The sequence below is a fragment of the Ruegeria atlantica genome, assembly GCF_013032455.1.
Taxonomy (GTDB): Bacteria; Pseudomonadota; Alphaproteobacteria; order Rhodobacterales; family Rhodobacteraceae; genus Ruegeria; species Ruegeria atlantica_B.
The window spans coordinates 18928-35086 of record NZ_WQCF01000009.1; the positions used below are offsets into that span (position 1 = coordinate 18928).

The following is a 16159-nucleotide window of genomic DNA, read 5'->3' on the forward strand; positions in this document are numbered from 1 at the left end:
CTTTGCCCCAACCTGGGTGGCTCTCAGAATCGGCACATGGGTGCATGAAAAAAGGTTACGACTTGGAAGGGTTCGAATGGCTCCGAAGTTATCCGCATTGGATATTGGCGGCATGTCGCCGGACAGCGCGATTGCCCCGGTATTGTAAGGCATCCACAAAAATCAAAACCGCATCGCGCCGGGAGCGGGCGCGATGCGGTATACCCGTGATCGTAGGCGCAATAACGTCTTCGAATCGGGTGAAAAAAGTCAGGACAGGATAGTCAGCGGCGCTTCGACATAACGTTTGAAAGCTGTAAGAAGCTCTGCGCCAACTGCACCGTCCACCATTCGGTGATCAACGGATAGAGACACCGTCATAACGGTTGCAACCTCTACCTGTTCGCCTCGAACAACCGGGCGGCGCGTGCCTGCGCCGACAGCAAGGATAGTCCCTTGCGGTGGGTTGATCACCGCATCAAACGAGTCCACACCAAACATACCCAGATTGGATACCGAAGTAGTCCCACCCTGGAACTCTTCCGGCGTAAGTTTGCGCGCCCGGGCCCGTTCGGCAAGGTCCTTCATTTCCGACGAAATGGCTGAGATGCTTTTTCCCTGGGCGTCCCGAATGATCGGCGTGATCAACCCGCCGTCGATCGCGACCGCAACGGCGACGTCAACGGCCCGGTGACGCAACACATTGCCGTCTGCCCAAGTGACGTTGGCATCCGGTACTTCTGCCAGAGCCAGCGCAAGCGCCTTTATCACCAGATCGTTGACCGAAATCTTAAAGGACGGGGTTTCCTCTACTTTCGATGCTGCCGCATTGAGTTGCGACCGCAGCGCCAACAACGCATCCAGTTCAACGTCCGCCCGCAAGTAGAAATGGGGGACGGTTTGCTTGGCCTCGGTCAATCGCCGTGCGATCGTTCGGCGCATAGAGTCCAGTTCGACAACGTCATAGCTGCCTTCAGGATATAGGTCCGAAAACTGCGCTGTTTCAGACGTGGCTGGTTCTTTCCGAGGTGGTGCTTGTTTAGGTTGCTTTAACGCATTCTCGACATCCAGCCGAACGATCCGCCCCTTGGGACCTGTGCCTGAGACACCCGAAAGATCCAGCCCACCTTCTGCGGCGATCCGTTTCGCCAGAGGTGACGCAAAAACCCGGCTATTTGATTGAACCGCCTTAGATGCGATGTCTGGATTTGGTTCTGGGGCGTCCGGAAAACTGACAATTTCAGCCTGTTTTTCAGGCTTATTTTGACCTGGCAGTGCTATGCCTGATGCGTCTTCACCGTCTTCGGCGATTATGGCTATCAGTGTACTGACAGCCACGTTTTCAGTCCCTGCGGGCACCAGGATTTTCGCAACGGTCCCTGCATCTGTCGCCTCGAACTCCATCGTCGCTTTGTCAGTTTCGATTTCGGCGAGTATGTCACCCGGGCTCACTTGCTCCCCTTCGGAAACAAGCCAGGAGGCGATCGTTCCTTCTTCCATTGTCGGGGAAAGAGACGGCATTGTGATTTCAATGGGCATGGTTTTACCTGTTCATTCGGAAGGGTTTACCGGGGTCCAAAGGCGTCGGTCGGTGGTCATTTCATACCCTTTGCCATCTGGAAAACTCACAAGTTCCAGTTGCATCCCCCAAGGTGCAAGAAAGTACACCCAGGTCTGCCCCGCTGATGGTCCTTGATGGCGCACCACGGGTTCGCCCAGTATTTCGACATCGTGGTCACGCAACCAATTCAACGCCCCGTGGAAGTCATCGGTGTAAAAGGCCAGATGGTGTCCGCCGATGTCACTGTTTTTTGGTTGGGCCTTCCGTTGGTCCGGTGCTTCGTATTCAAAGATCTCAAAATTCGGCCCATGCCCACAGCGAAAGAAACGGAGGTTCTTCATCACTGTACGGGGGTGAACGTTCAACTGACGCGACATCCAATCGTCATCGAACTGGAACGGACCGAGATCGTAGAATGCCTCGCACCCCAACACGTCGACGAAGAAACGAGTCGCCTGTTCAAGATCCGGCACGGTAAAGCCCACATGCTCAACCCCGCGCAGCCCAGGCATCCTGTTTGGTCTGCCATCAGCCATGTCAAACGCCGACCAAGGCCCCACGGCCCGTATCGATCATCATCTGTTTCAATCTGACTTCGACCTCGGGGGCCATCGCAAAGGCTGCCCGCTCTAGCACTTTGGACACACTGGGAGAGCTTTCGCCGCCATGCACCCGCTGGACGGGTTGATCAAGATGGTCAAAGAACCGACGCTGCAATTCGTCAGTCAACATCGCACCATAAGAAACGGTCAACGGACTTTGCTCGACAACCACCACATTGTTGGTTTTGCGGATGCTTTCACCGATGGTCTCCCAATCGATACCAGCACGGTCCAGAGAGCGTAAATCGATGATCTCGGCATCCAACCCAAGTGCCTCGGCCGCCTTGCGGGATTCTTCGACCATCGCTGAGTATGTCAGGATGGTCATAGCACTACCTTCCCGCACCACCTTGGCCTTTCCAAGCGGTATGAAATAGTCATAATCGTTGACCGGCCCGGGCATCTTTTGCGTGTACAAACCCACATGTTCGATCACCAGAACAGGGTCGTCGCAGGCCAAAGCACTGTTCATCAACCCGACGTAGTCGAACGCGGTCGAGGGCGCGACGATGCGCCAGCCCGGCCACTGCGCAAACAAGCCAGCCGGATCCATCGAGTGCTGCGACCCGTATCCGGTTCCGATCGCGATCTTGGTACGGAACACGATTGGCATCGCGGTATCGCCGCCAAACATGTGCCGGGCCTTGCCGATCTGGTTGAACAACTGATCCGCTGCGACCAGCGCAAAATCGGGATACATCAGTTCGACAACCGGACGGTATTTACCCGACATAGCTACGCCACCGGCCAGCCCGCTAAATCCTGCCTCGGCTATGGGAGTTGGAATGATCCGGTCCGGATATTTTTCGGCAAGTCCCTTTGTGGCACCATTGGTTCCACCCTTCAGGCGGTGAATGTCCTCGCCCAGACAAAAGATTCGGTCATCTTCGGCCATGCGCCGGTTCATAACTTCGGCGACGGCATCCACATATCTGACAGGTGCCAACGTACCCGAGAATTCTTCTTGTTCTTCGAAGCGTTTGCCGTCCAATTCACTCAAATCTCCACGCAATCCTGCGTCGCGCATTGCGGTATCTGGCCACAGAGCTTCGATAACAGTGCGTTTATTGCCATCCTCAACCGTCAGCGCCGAGGCCGCCAGTTGCATCGCGGACTTGGCACGCGTGGCCAATGTGGCGTCACCGTCATCGTCCAGCCATCCACGTGTTTTTAAACCGTCCAGCATCACCAAAATTGGATCGCGTTTGCGCCAAGTGGCTTCGTCTTCTTTGCTGCGGTATCCGAAGGCACTGGCTGGAACGCCGCCCCCATGATGGAAAAAGCGATAGAGCACGGCTTCGATAACCGTCGGCCCTTTGCCCGAGCGCATGATATCCAAAGCGCGTTCAGTCGCGACGCGGACCGCGACTGGGTCCATGCCGTCAACCCGGAAGGACGGGATGCCAAAAGCCAAACCGCGAGATGAGACCCGAGTTTCGCGCGTTTCTTCTTCGACCGTGGTCGCCACGGCAAACCCGTTGTTTTCAATGAAAAAGCAGACAGGCAAGTCCCAAAGCGCTGCCAGGTTCATTGCCTCTGGGACCGAGCCGATATGTGCGCTGCCCTCGCCGAAATAGGAAAACACCGCTTCGTCGGTGCCGCAGCGTTTTTTGGTCCACGCGGCCCCGGTTGCAAATGGCACGCCACCACCAACAATAGCGTTGGTGCCCAACGCGCCAGCCTCTTCCCAACGCAAATGCATCGAGCCGCCGCGACCTTTACAATAGCCTTGTGCCAGTCCCATGATTTCAGCCAAGGATTTCTGCAACAACTGCAGAATGTCGCCTGACAAATCGGTCGTCAGCGGATCGACGTGACCGGGATCAAGATATGCCAAAGCCTTAGCGACAAACTGGTGATGGCCTCGATGGGACCCGGTGACCTGATCTCCTGGCTTCAAGGGTGAGATTGATCCGATCGCGCCACCCTCTTGCCCGATCGAGCTGTGTGCAGGACCGTGGATCAACCCCTGTGCATCCATTTCCAGCACCATCTCTTCGAAAGCGCGCACAAGATGCAGATGGTTGTGCATCTTGATCGCTTCGGCTTTGCCGAGCTTGTCCCAGTCGGCTTCGGTGGCGGTGATATCCACCCAGTCGACCATCGGTTTGATTTTCGTTGTTCTCGGCATTGTGCTCTACTCCGCGGGCAAAGGTCAGGCGTTCAGCCCGCCCATGCACAGGTATTTCGTCTCAACAAATTCCTCGATTCCGTAGTGCGCGCCTTCCCGTCCCACGCCGCTTTCCTTGATCCCGCCAAACGGCGCGACCTCGGTCGAGATGATGCCTTCGTTAATCCCGACCATGCCGTATTCAAGCGCTTCGGCGACACGCCAGATCCGGCCGATATCACGGGAATAGAAATAGGCGGCCAGGCCGAATTCAGTGTCGTTGGCCAGCTTGATTGCCTCTTCCTCGCTGTCGAATGTGAAAATCGGTGCCAGCGGCCCAAAAGTCTCTTCCCGCGCGACGGCCATATCCGTTGTGACACCGGTCAAGACTGTCGGTTGAAAGAAAGACCCGCCCAACGTGTGGCGCGCGCCACCTGCGGCGACCGAAGCACCTTTCGAGCGCGCATCGGCAATGTGCTCTTCGACTTTCTCAACCGCCGCCAGATCGATCAATGGCCCCTGCTGTGCACCTTCGGCGAACCCGTCCCCGACAACCAGTTCATTCACACGCGTCACCAAACTTTCGACAAATGCATCATGGACGTTGCGTTGCACCAGGATGCGATTGGTGCAAACACAGGTCTGCCCGGTATTTCGGTATTTCGACGCGATGGCCCCTTCCACAGCAGCGTCGATATCCGCGTCATCAAACACGATAAACGGCGCGTTGCCACCCAGCTCCATCGAGACTTTCTTCACGGTATCGGCGCTTTGCCGCATGAGCACCTTTCCGATGTCGGTCGATCCCGTAAACGTCACCTTTTGTACAGTCGGATTGGCCGTCAGCTCGCCGCCGATTGCGCGTGCTGATCCTGTTACGACATTCAACACGCCATCCGGGACACCCGCCTCTTGTGCAAGTGCCGCAATCGCCAAGGCAGAAAACGGTGTGGCGGAAGCGGGCTTGACGACACAGGTGCAGCCTGCGGCCAAAGCCGGCCCGACTTTGCGCGTGATCATGGCAATGGGAAAGTTCCAAGGTGTAATGGCCGCAACAACCCCAACCGCTTGTTTCACAACAACAATACGCCGGTCTTCCCAAGGGCTAGGGATGACATCGCCGTAGATGCGCTTACCCTCTTCCGCGAACCATTCGATAAAACTGGCGCCATAAGCCACTTCGCCCCGCGACTCGGCCAGCGGTTTGCCCTGCTCTGCAGTCATGATCGCTGCGAGGTCTTCAGTATGCTCGATGATCAGTTGGTACCAGCGACGCAGGATTGCGGCGCGATCCTTGGCCGTGCGGCCCTGCCAATCCGTCAAAGCCGATTGAGCCGCCGAGACCGCCTCACGCGTTTCCTCGGCCCCGAAATTCGGCACCGCGCCCAAAACTGCACCGGTTGACGGGTTGTCTACGGAAACCACTCCACCAGCCCCGGCGGGTCGCCATTGGCCGCCGATCAGACAAGCGTGCTTCATGAGTTCTGGGTTCAGAGTCATGCCGCCGTCTCCCTGCCGTCGCTAAGGGTCGCGCCTGCGCGCTGCGTGGCCAGCTCGACGTATTTGAAAAAGTCCGTCTCGCCATCACCATCGGCGATCAGTTCGCTCCAACCCTCGCGGACCTGTGCGGCCAGCGGCATTGGAACGGCGGAATGACGACCAGTTTCCAAAATCAGATCGAAATCCTTGGCCATCTGCGTGACCTCGAACGCGGGTGAGTAATCCCTCGTTTTCAACGCGTCCAGCTTGTAGTTAACCAATGGCGACGCAATCGCGCTTGCGCCTATCACATCCAGCATGGTTGCCCGATCGAGCCCGTTTTTCAGCCCAAGCGCCAAGGCTTCGCCCATCATGGCAGCAGTGAACCCCACCATCATGTTGATCGACAGCTTCAGAACCCGTGCCTGCTCGTGACTTCCGACATAGAACTGGCGTGCACTCATCGCGTTCAGGACTTCGAGACAATCGTCAAAGGCATCCTTCGGTCCCGACGCCATAACGGCCAGAGTGCCAGCCTCAGCAAGAGCAACCGACCCGGAAACCGGGGCCCGAAGATATCGCACACCGTAGCCATCCGCCGCGCTGGCAATGTCTTGCGATACGGTCGGAGATACTGTGCTCATATCAACTAGGATGGTTCCTGAGCACATCTCTTTCAGAGCGCCTTTGTCGCCCAGGAGAACTTGGCGCAAGGCACAGTCGTCCGACAGCATGGTAAACAGGATATCCGACTGAGCGGCTAACACACTGGGCTTGGTTGCCAACGCCGCGCCCGCGTCGAGAACGGGTTTGCCCTTGTCAGGGCTTCTATTGAACACGGTCATTTTGGCGCCGGCCCGGCACAGATTGATTGCCATCGGAGCGCCCATTTTACCGAGCCCGATCCAGCCAATTCGCGTTTTCATATTTGCCTCTCGGACTCTGAACCGCATCTCGGGTTCAGGTTTTCATCAGGTGTTAGTCTTCCCAGGTTTTGCCGAAACGCGGCTGCGTTGTGTTTTCGGCCTGCGGGAAAACGCGGTGGTTGTTGAAGTGAGATTCGCTGTGGCGAATACCCGGCAGCATGTCGTGCCCGGACCAATACTGGCGACCACAAACCAAGAGCTCTTCGGCCGGGAATTTCGAGATGACTTCGACCCCGTCTTTGGTTACGACCATTTCCTCTTCGATACGCGCCGCATGGTGACTGCCTTTGGCGGGCCAGAAGGTTTCAAGTGCGAAAACCATACCTTCCTGAATAACCTCCGGATGGTCGATCGAGACCAGGCGGCTGATGACCGGTCGTTCCCAGATCCCCAGTCCAAGCCCGTGGCCGTATTGCAAGCCGAATGCTGCTTCTTCATTGGGGAACCCGAACTCCTCGGCTTTTGGCCAGACCTTTGCGACTTCTCCGGTGGTCACACCGGGCTTGATCATTGCGATCGCCTGATCGAGGTAATCGCGGCATCGCTTATAGGCATCCTGCATTTCACGGCTTGCACTACCCACTGCGAAGGTCCGGTAGTAACAGGTCCGATATCCCATGTAGCTATGTAGGATGTCGAAGTAAGCCGGGTCACCCGGGCGCAATGCCCTATCTGAGAAGACATGCGGGTGTGGGCTACATCGCTCACCCGAAATCGCATTCACGCCTTCGACGTATTCTGATCCGTTGTTATAGAGGAAGTTCGACGCAATCCCGACCAGTTCGTTTTCGCGAACACCGGGGCGGATGGCGCGGTAGATTTCCTCGTAGGTGAAATCCACCATGGCCGAGGCGTGGGTCAGCAGGCTAATCTCATCTCGCGTTTTGATGACCCGCGCATCCTGCATAAGCCATTGGCAATCGACGACTTTCACGCCACGTTCCTGCAGCGCGAACATGATGGGAGGTTCGACAAGGTCGATCCCAAGCGGTTCGTTCTTCAAGCCGTGCTTTTCCAGCTCGCGAACAATCTTGTCAGCAGTTTCCTCAGCCCGACCCATGTTTGGCGTCATAGCGCCCCGTAACAAGGGGATACCCGCGCGGGATCGCTCTTCGCCTCCCATCCAGTCGCAATGCAGCGCATGGTGTTTTGCTGCCGATCCGAAGTCCCAAAGGATCGGTTCACCGCCGCGCGGCAGCAGGGTCCAGCGAGACACCTTGTCCTGTGCCCAGGTACCAATATGAGTGCCTGTGATATAGCGCACATTGGTCATGTCGAAACACAACAACGCACCCATTTCCGACTGCTCGAGCTTCTCTTTTACGCGGGCGAGGCGTTCAGTCCTCAACCGATCAAAATTGATGCGGTTTTCCCAATCCACGGCCATGGTGCCATAGGTCTCAATCGCCATTTCGCGCCTCTCTCTCACTATCTTTCATGATGGGATCACAGGTCAGAAACCGAGATCCGCTTTTGGGCGAATGACCCCCGGAACAAACAGACTCTCAGGGATCGTTTTCTATGATTCCCAATATTGCAGAGGGGCGCCGGACGATGTGTGATGATGATATCCAATTTCGATATTCATCACGCCGCGACTGAAAGTGCTGCACCCAAATTTGTGAAAACACAGGAAATCTGCAATACGCGGTCCTGCCCTCAACCTGAGCTCGCCCACAAAGTGGAGCCAATCCGACATGGATTTCAGTCAAGACAGAGCACCTGCACGACCGCAAAGCTCTTTGCCTGTGACCACTGATCTTGGTCCGTTTTGTCGCTCTAATAGCCTACGATTTCGGGGACCACATTATGTCGTCGGATGTGGCTTCATAAGCCAGCCCATTCTGATAGCTGACCAGCTCAAGCTGCATGCCCCATGGTGCAAGGAAATAAACCCAGGTCAGACCTTTGCTGGGGCCCTGCTCCATGTAACTCGGTTCGCCTTGAAACCGCACACCATGCGATTTGAGATAGGCAACAGCAGCGTCCATATCTTCAACATAAAACGCAAGATGATGCCCGCCATGATCGCTGTTTTTCGGCAACTCTTCTCGCTGATCGGGCGAGGAATATTCAAAAATTTCGAAGGCAGGCCCGTTTCGGCATTTCAGCATGCGAAGGGTTTCAATAACCGCGCGCGGATGGACGTTCAGATGCTCAGTCATCCAGTCGTCATGCGCCACAAAAGGCCCGACTTCGAACAGTTCAATGCACCCGATTACATCTACGAAGAACCGAGTTGCCTCTTCGATATCCGGAACAGTGAAGCCGATGTGGTCACTTCCTGCGAGGCCGGGAATTCCTTTGCTCATTTCACTGCCTTTCCCTAAACGGTTTCTGTCTCAGCAGGGACCGGGGCCGCATCTGCGATCAGACCCTCGTGCTTCAATTCCGCCCACAGGTCATCGGGAATGTCTGCTTCCAGAGCGGCAATATTCTGTTCGAACCGTTCGGGGCGACCGGCCCCAACGGGGATGCTGGATACGATAGGATGTGCTGCTGAAAACTGGATTGCTGCCGTCGAGAGAGGCACATTGTGCCGATCACATACGGCCCTCAGCGCCTGCGCCCGCTTCAACCAGTATTCGCCGGTCTCATGCTCCGCAGGTGCGCGCACGCCGTGGTCCAGAACGTTGGCGCGCCAGTTTTCATCCAGGGGCACGTAATCAAACGACGCACCCTCGACCGGAGTATTCAGTACGCCGGAATTATACACACCGCCGATCAGAATTGTCGTGCCACGTTTTTCGCAGATCGGGAACAGTTCGGTCAGCGCCGAATGATCCAAGAGCGTGTATCGGCCAGCAAGCAGAAACACGTCCATATCCACCTCAGCCGCCATCCGCGCCAGTGCCGGGTTTTGGTTCATGCCTGCCCCGATGGCGGACACCGTTCCCTCGGATCTCAGTTTATCGAGAGCCTTATAGCATCCGCCAAGGGCTTCATCGAGGTGGTCATCGGCGTCATGGATCAGCAACATATCGAACCGGTCCAATCCGGTCCGTTCAAGGCTATGTTCTACCGAACGCATGACACCGTCATACGAAAAATCGAAACGGTAAATCCGGGGCGGAGCGCCCTTCCAGAACTCGTCATCACCCGTTGGTTCGCTGTTGTCGGGATCGTCTTCGACGATACGACCGACCTTTGTCGAAATTACAAACGACTCTTTGGGCTTGTAGGCCAGATAGCGCCCCAGCCGCTCTTCGGACATGCCCATGCCATACATTGGTGCGGTATCAAATGTACGCAGGCCAGCATCCCAGGCGGCATCGAGTACCTTTACGGCGTCCTCTTCCGGCAGGCGGCGCGGCCAACCGCCTATCTGGACGGTACCCAGGCCAAGGAGGTTGGTCTTGAGCTTCGTGCGTCCAATCTGACGCAATTCTGTTGGGTCAAATGGCATGGCGTTGTCCTCCTCAAAAAAGAAAGGACGAGCCCCAAAGGCTCGCCTGTGATGAATTTATTTTGGGTAGTCCGCGTTGAACGTTGTGGGATCATAGTCCGGGCCCAGACCTGTCGACAGGATGAGATCGTTGGGCCGGTCAAGCCGGGCGTAGTCTTCCATCCAGATGTCTGCCTTGACTGACTCAGTCTCGTCACCTTCGGTGATCGAAATCTGTGCGTTCACCTCGTATTGCTTGGGAACCGGTTTGCCGGCGAGCACGTCCAGCGCCACATTGACGGATGCGCCACCCATAGCTGGCGGGTAGTCAAAATTGATTGCCTTGACGTCATGCTCGACCGCCTGCTTCACACAACCGTTTAGATCTGAACAGGTGATCGGGGGAATGCTGCCATCCTCCCACCCGGCTTCGACAAACGCCTCCAACGCGCCCGAGCCTTGCAAGCCGCTGTCAGACCAGACGCCGTGGATGTCCTTGCCATATTTCTGGATCAGCGCGGCCATGACCTGCTTGCCCTTGGCCGGGCTCCAATCGGTGTATTGTAGGTCGATCACGTTGATATCGGGGAATTCAGCGAACACCTGTTTGGCAACCGCGATCCGGATTTCTGCCGGGCTAGCCCCCGCGATGCCACCCAGCATGACGACATTGCCTTTGCCGCCAAGTGTTTCAGCCATCCATTGGGCCTCGAACCGGCCAAGCGCGTGGTCTGAGGCAGTTACGAACGAGATGAAGTTGTCAGATGTCACCCGGCGATCGACCATAACCACCGGCACACCGCTGCGCATTGCGCGGGTCACAACAGGGTCCAATGCTTCGGATTGGGCTGCCGAAACGATCAGGATATCGACATCACGTTGCAGCAGATCCTGAATGTCGGAAACTTGCTTTGAGGGATCGTCGTTTGCGTCGGTGATAATCAGTTTCTCGATCAGATCGCTGTTATCTGCCGCGGCTTGCTGGATCGAATGCAGCATCCCGACCCGCCAGATATTTGAGATCGAAGCATTCGAGAAGCCGACGACATAGGGCGGTTCCTTGGCGTATTCCGATGTGTCCACATACTCGATGTCCCGGTTCGACCACAGCAATGTGCGGGGTTTACCTGCATACCCCGCGCTGTCCTCGGCAACGGCTGTGTTTGCGGCAGGCAAACTCATTAAAAGCGCCAAGGATGCCGTGGCGAGCGTCTTCATGGGCGAATGCGATTTCATGGTGTCTCCTCCTGAGTGGTCACGGCAGCCGAACACGGCTTTCGTGAAGCTGCCAATATTGTTGGAGACGTTTGTCGGGACCGGGCGACAAAGATATCCGCATGGGATTTTCTCTCTGGGAAACGATGAGAAACCGTGACATCCGAACGACTTGCTGCACCTGCACTGAACTTGCCTGAAATGGATATCTTTGCCGCCCGCCCGACTGATTTCGACCGGTATCAAGTGTTCAACGGAAGGAGAGACAATGACCCGTATTGTGATTCTGGGTGGCGGTTTTGCAGGTTTATTTGCCGCGAAATCGCTTGTGAAACATCTGGGAAAATCCGCTGAAATCGAACTGATCAGCGACCAGAATTTCTTCGTGTTTCAACCGCTGCTACCTGAGGTTGCCGCGGGTTCAATCACTGCGGCACATGCCATTTCCTCTCTCCGCGGTTTGTTGAAACACGTCAAGACAAGGAAGGCGCGGGTTCATTCCATCGATTTCGAAGCAAAGACTGTAACCGTGTTTCAAGGTGTCCAAAGACGCCCCACACAAGTAGCTTTTGATCAGCTTGTCATAGCCCTGGGGCAATCTACTGACCTGTCCCGAACACCCGGTCTATCGGACCACGCGCTTGCGATGAAAACGCTGGCAGATGCCAGCAGACTGCGGGCGCATGTCATCGAGAAACTGGAGCACGCCGACATCACGCAACTGCCCGAAGTCAAGCAGGAAGCCCTTACTTTCTGCGTCATCGGTGGCGGGTTTTCCGGCGTTGAAACTGTCGGCGAGATCAAAGAGCTGGTTGACCGATCTCTGAAATACTACCCCTCTATCGACCCATCCGAAGTTCGAGTCATTTTGCTGGAATATGCAGACAATATCCTCAGCGAACTGCCCCCGCGCCTGCGCCAATACGCGGCCCAAAAGCTGGCCGCGCGGGGTATCGAGGTCCACACGTCAACCGGTGTTGCCAGTGCAACCGGTACGGCAATCGTAACAACAAACAATGACGTTATCGGCACACGGACGGTTATTGCGACCATCGGCAATGCACCTTCTGGCGTCGTTCGTGGAATGAATGTCCGCTGCGAACGCGGCAAGATCGTAGTTGACCGTTCGCTCGCGGTTGCAGGCGTTCCGGATGTCTGGGCCTTGGGCGATTGCGCATTGGTTCCCTTGGTCGAAGATGCGAGCGCGCCGAATGAATTTGCGCCACCTACAGCCCAGTTTGCAGTGCGTGAGGCACGGACAGTGGCGGAAAACATTCGCAGAAAGCTATCAGGCCAGAAGCCCCGTCTATTCAGCTACAAATCAAAGGGGGCAATGGCGTCTTTGGGTGGCAAACGGGGTGTAGCCGAGGTTATGGGCCTGACGCTGACGGGGTTTCCCGCATGGCTGTTATGGCGCGGTTTCTACTTGTCCTTCTTGCCTGGGGCATCTGCAAAACTGAAAGTCCTTCTGAATTGGGTGTTAGACGGTCTGATGCCTCGGAGCATCGTTCAGGATGTTAAGCCAGAGAACAGCCATACCCAAATTGCGCACTACCGAGCCGGAGACCGCATTTTCGAAGCGGGCAATTGGGCAGACGGGTTTTACACCATTATCAGCGGCAGGGTCGAAGTGCGCATGAAGGATTCCAACACCGGTGAGTTGACCACCCGGGAGATCGCAGCCGGCGGGCATTTCGGCGAAAGGTTGATACTTGGGGAAAGCCGACGCGCAGGAACCGTACGCGCCCTCGACGCAACGGAGGTATTGGTGATGGATCGCCAGGAGTTCCTCAGACTGGCTTCGGCGTTTCCGGCGTTCCAGAATTATTTCCAGGCCTATTTCAAAGACACTTACGGCATCGACTGGACACCAGCAGGTCAAGCTCAATAACGCCCGTTCTCCTGCATCGCGCGGTCAACTTCATTCTGGGCCATCACCAACGCTTCTTTGTCAGACAATGCGCCGGACAGCGCATCATGTATCCGTTCTCCAAGGATGCTCTCGATTGTACGATACTCGGGAATCGGGGGACGCTGCCAGGTACACAGCATGCCCCGTTGCGACAACCGGTCGACGAACCGAACAATGGGCGAGGCCGCGGCTGCCTCCGGATCTGCGGCCACCGAGAACCGAGGCGCAACCGGCAGTCCATTCGTGACGTGCCGCTTCATTGCCTCCGGCGAGGCCATCCAGGCAATTGCCTCAAATGCCAGTTTCGCGCGTGATTTTGGCAGGTTGGCCGGTATGCCTAACAGAAAGCCTCCTGTCGGATTGGCACTCATGCCCATTGGACCTTTGGGCTGCGGAATAAGTTCGGACCGTTTTTTGACCATGGAGCCGATATCGTAATCAAAACGCGCCGCCCGCATGGTCCAGCAATAGGCCATGGCGACCTCACCTTCCAGAAACGCTTCGATCCGGCGGTTCCAGTCCATGTTCAGGATATCTGGTGGTGATATTTCGACCAGACGGTGCATGTAATCAAGAACGATCTGGCCTTCTTCGCTGTCGATTCTCGGACGGAAACTGTTGCCGACAAGATCAGCCCAGTTGTGATACCGCCGCGCCCGCGGGATGTTCAGAATAGGGGCCCCGCAACAGCCCATCAGGATCATGAAACTTGAGGCGATCGGCATCCCCCTCGCAGCGTTCCAGGCAACACCAAAGAAACCCCGAGACGGGTCCTGCAATTGCCGACCCGTTTCAATCACCTGATCGAATGTTCGAGGATGTGGCAGTTCATGCTCGGAAAACAAATCTTTGCGTACCGCCATCGCTTCAATCGTAACATAAATCGGAACCCCGTATTGGCGACTGCCCCATGTACCCGACGCCCAAACCGCCGGGTGGAAATCCATCACGCGGATATTGGTTTCATCGATGAACTCATCCAGCGACATGAGCATGTCCCGTTCGGCAAACTCACCCAGCCAGGGCATATTCAGCGTCACCACATCAAATTCAGATTTGGGCAGGAACTCATGCAGGCGTTCGTGCAGGTCGGGCAGAAAGTGTAACGAGAAACTCTTTCTGGACCCCAGATTGTTTCTATAATCCGCCCACATGTTACGCATGGCCGAGAAGTAGTTGTCGTTGTGCAACAAGAACTTCAGTTCCTGATCACTCTCTGCCAGTTGAGATTGCAAGGGAGGTGGTGGCAAAATGTCCCGCGCAAAATCTGCACCGCCAAAATAAAACTCATCCGCGTTTTCCATGCCGGTCAACCCGACTGTTTCCGCCAGCAACGACTTGACTTTGGTGACATAGTCGACAAATGCCGAATACATCTCAGGGCTGGGTTGCAAGTAAAAGGATTTGCCGGTCGTCGAGCGCGCGACCTTTACGATTTGCCCATCCTCAATCATCGCGTGAATGCGCCGCTGAGCCGTTCCATAAGGCACTTCCGCCGCATCAATGAGCATAGAAATCGTGACCGGTTCCCCCTTTAGGTAAGACGTAACTAAGAAAGATGTCAGATTCCAAGACGGATCCCCGGGCCCTCTCCGTACTAGTTCATTAAACGGAGTTCTGGTACGCGAGAGGAACCTGATGATCCTTATAACTTCATGATCAGTGATATCCGATTTGAGACTAGAGACAGGCACCGCGACACTCCAAAAAAAGCGCCAGCAATGCGCCGGCGCCAAGTCCTGGGAGGAATTTTCAGCCGCACAACGCGTTGCTGTTGAAAACACCATATCAAAGTTCTGACGAACTGCGTGCATTGAATATCCAAAATGGATTTTCTTTCTCACAATAAGATGTACAGATTGCGCAGAAGATGGTCTGCAATTATCGCCGAACCTCGCGTTTGTCCTGCTTCCAAATCTTCTCCTTTTCCGAAAATTCGAAAGGTTACGGGAAATGTCCCGCGAGTTGCGGGATATCTGCAGGCGAACGGAAAGTTCAATCATGATACGGAGGTCAAAATGGCAAAGAACCTGAACATATTTTCGCTTGAAGGTAGGATCGCAGTAGTCACCGGCGCGGCCCGCGGGATTGGCGAGGCGATCTGCCGCCAACTGGGCGAAATGGGTGCTCATGTCGTCATGGCCGACCTGCTTGATCTCGTCGACGAGACCGCATCAAAACTCGCCGACGAGGGGCTTTCGACCGAAGGGGAACGGATTGACGTGACCTCCAGTCAATCCGTGCAGGATCTGGCAGATCGTGTGAACGCGAAACACGGCCGTGTCGATATTGTCGTCGCAAATGCGGGTGTGGCCTATGAAAGCTCCACCGAAGATCACAGCGACGAGGACTGGCGCCGTGTGATGGCAATCAACCTGGACGGTGTGTTCTTCGTGGCCCGCGCATTCGGAAGTATCATGTTGGATCAGGGCAAAGGGTCGATCGTCGCGATTTCATCGATCGCCGGAGTCAAGGCCGTGCGTCCAGAGCTTCACATTGGGTATGACGTCACAAAGGCTGGTGTCGCACATTTCTGCAAGGTCGCCGGAGTCGAATGGGCGACGCGCGGTGTTCGTGTGAACGCTGTTGGGCCAGGCTACACCAACACTGAAATGCTTCAAAAGGTTGGGTTAGAGCAGCCCGCGGTTATGGCGCGGTGGATCGACGATATTCCCATGAGTCGCCTCCTTGAACCTGCCGAAATCGCCCAAGCGGTTGCCTTCCTAGCCTCAGACGCGGCAAGTGGGATCACCGGTCAACTTCTTATGGCGGATGCGGGGTATTCTGCAGCGTGAGGTGCAACCGGGATCAAAGCGAGTGGGTCAGGCATCGCGAAAATTGGTTGGAATTGCACTGCTTATTTTTCCGAAAGAATCGCGCGCACCCAAGCTTCACATAATTTAGCTTCAGGTGTCGGAGCTGTGTTCCGAGCGTGCTACCTCTGATTGCGACACTGTTTGAAACTACTGGGTGACCAAAACTGTCATTCC

12 protein-coding genes are annotated in these 16159 nt (G+C 55.8%); 2 read left to right on the forward strand and 10 right to left on the reverse strand.

Annotation, left to right across the window (positions count from 1 at the left end; all coding sequences use genetic code 11):
- Positions 1-249 precede the first annotated feature (249 nt).
- The 9 genes from GOW93_RS15490 to GOW93_RS15530 all read right to left on the reverse strand — a co-directional run bounded on the left by GOW93_RS15490 (position 250) and on the right by GOW93_RS15530 (position 11278).
- The gene (locus GOW93_RS15490) at positions 250-1518 is read right to left on the reverse strand and encodes a pyruvate dehydrogenase complex dihydrolipoamide acetyltransferase (RefSeq protein ID WP_170386215.1); all 1269 of its coding nucleotides are present in this window, start codon (positions 1516-1518) and stop codon (positions 250-252) included.
- A gap of 12 nt (positions 1519-1530) precedes the next feature.
- Positions 1531-2076: a VOC family protein gene (locus GOW93_RS15495; protein WP_170386218.1), complete on the reverse strand. Its 546-nt coding sequence runs from the start codon at positions 2074-2076 to the stop codon at positions 1531-1533.
- 1 nt (position 2077) lies between these two features.
- Complete coding sequence (locus tag GOW93_RS15500) at positions 2078-4273, reverse strand: alpha-ketoacid dehydrogenase subunit alpha/beta (protein WP_170386221.1); 2196 nt, start codon at positions 4271-4273, stop codon at positions 2078-2080.
- Between the two features lie 24 nt (positions 4274-4297).
- Positions 4298-5752 carry an NAD-dependent succinate-semialdehyde dehydrogenase gene (locus GOW93_RS15505; RefSeq protein WP_170386224.1) on the reverse strand — a complete coding sequence of 485 codons (1455 nt, stop codon included), beginning with the start codon at positions 5750-5752 and terminating at the stop codon, positions 4298-4300.
- Positions 5749-6657, reverse strand: coding sequence for an NAD(P)-dependent oxidoreductase (locus GOW93_RS15510; protein ID WP_170386226.1), 909 nt, complete (start codon positions 6655-6657; stop codon positions 5749-5751). Before GOW93_RS15510 ends, GOW93_RS15505 begins: the two co-directional genes overlap by 4 nt.
- A 52-nt stretch (positions 6658-6709) precedes the next feature.
- Complete coding sequence (locus tag GOW93_RS15515) at positions 6710-8068, reverse strand: M24 family metallopeptidase (protein WP_170386229.1); 1359 nt, start codon at positions 8066-8068, stop codon at positions 6710-6712.
- A 376-nt stretch (positions 8069-8444) separates the two neighbouring features.
- Complete coding sequence (locus GOW93_RS15520; protein ID WP_170386232.1) at positions 8445-8969, reverse strand: VOC family protein; 525 nt, start codon at positions 8967-8969, stop codon at positions 8445-8447.
- Positions 8970-8983: 14 nt separating this feature from the next.
- Positions 8984-10063, reverse strand: coding sequence for an aldo/keto reductase (locus tag GOW93_RS15525; protein WP_170386235.1), 1080 nt, complete (start codon positions 10061-10063; stop codon positions 8984-8986).
- Positions 10064-10120: 57 nt separating this feature from the next.
- Positions 10121-11278 (reverse strand): substrate-binding domain-containing protein, encoded by a 1158-nt coding sequence (locus tag GOW93_RS15530; protein WP_170386238.1) that lies wholly within the window; start codon positions 11276-11278, stop codon positions 10121-10123.
- 247 nt (positions 11279-11525) lie between these two features.
- On the opposite strand from GOW93_RS15530, the gene GOW93_RS15535 reads away from it, so the two are divergent.
- Positions 11526-13148, forward strand: coding sequence for an FAD-dependent oxidoreductase (locus GOW93_RS15535; RefSeq protein ID WP_170386240.1), 1623 nt, complete (start codon positions 11526-11528; stop codon positions 13146-13148).
- On the opposite strand, the gene GOW93_RS15540 is transcribed toward GOW93_RS15535, so the two are convergent.
- Entirely contained in the window at positions 13142-14680 is a 1539-nt protein-coding gene (locus GOW93_RS15540) for an ABC transporter substrate-binding protein (RefSeq protein WP_170386243.1), read from the reverse strand. The two genes, GOW93_RS15535 and GOW93_RS15540, sit on opposite strands and share 7 nt — an antisense overlap.
- 507 nt (positions 14681-15187) lie before the next feature.
- On the opposite strand from GOW93_RS15540, the gene GOW93_RS15545 reads away from it, so the two are divergent.
- Positions 15188-15964 (forward strand): SDR family NAD(P)-dependent oxidoreductase, encoded by a 777-nt coding sequence (locus GOW93_RS15545; protein WP_170386245.1) that lies wholly within the window; start codon positions 15188-15190, stop codon positions 15962-15964.
- Positions 15965-16159: the final 195 nt, after the last annotated feature.

Coding starts and splice junctions, on each gene's coding strand:
- GOW93_RS15500 (WP_170386221.1), bottom strand. CDS start 4,273: ATGCCGAGAACAACGAAAATCAAACCGATGGTCGACTGGGTGGATATC.
- GOW93_RS15545 (WP_170386245.1), top strand. CDS start 15,188: ATGGCAAAGAACCTGAACATATTTTCGCTTGAAGGTAGGATCGCAGTA.
- GOW93_RS15525 (WP_170386235.1), bottom strand. CDS start 10,063: ATGCCATTTGACCCAACAGAATTGCGTCAGATTGGACGCACGAAGCTC.
- GOW93_RS15535 (WP_170386240.1), top strand. CDS start 11,526: ATGACCCGTATTGTGATTCTGGGTGGCGGTTTTGCAGGTTTATTTGCC.
- GOW93_RS15530 (WP_170386238.1), bottom strand. CDS start 11,278: ATGAAATCGCATTCGCCCATGAAGACGCTCGCCACGGCATCCTTGGCG.
- GOW93_RS15520 (WP_170386232.1), bottom strand. CDS start 8,969: ATGAGCAAAGGAATTCCCGGCCTCGCAGGAAGTGACCACATCGGCTTC.
- GOW93_RS15510 (WP_170386226.1), bottom strand. CDS start 6,657: ATGAAAACGCGAATTGGCTGGATCGGGCTCGGTAAAATGGGCGCTCCG.
- GOW93_RS15505 (WP_170386224.1), bottom strand. CDS start 5,752: ATGACTCTGAACCCAGAACTCATGAAGCACGCTTGTCTGATCGGCGGC.
- GOW93_RS15490 (WP_170386215.1), bottom strand. CDS start 1,518: ATGCCCATTGAAATCACAATGCCGTCTCTTTCCCCGACAATGGAAGAA.
- GOW93_RS15515 (WP_170386229.1), bottom strand. CDS start 8,068: ATGGCGATTGAGACCTATGGCACCATGGCCGTGGATTGGGAAAACCGC.
- GOW93_RS15495 (WP_170386218.1), bottom strand. CDS start 2,076: ATGGCTGATGGCAGACCAAACAGGATGCCTGGGCTGCGCGGGGTTGAG.
- GOW93_RS15540 (WP_170386243.1), bottom strand. CDS start 14,680: ATGCTCATTGATGCGGCGGAAGTGCCTTATGGAACGGCTCAGCGGCGC.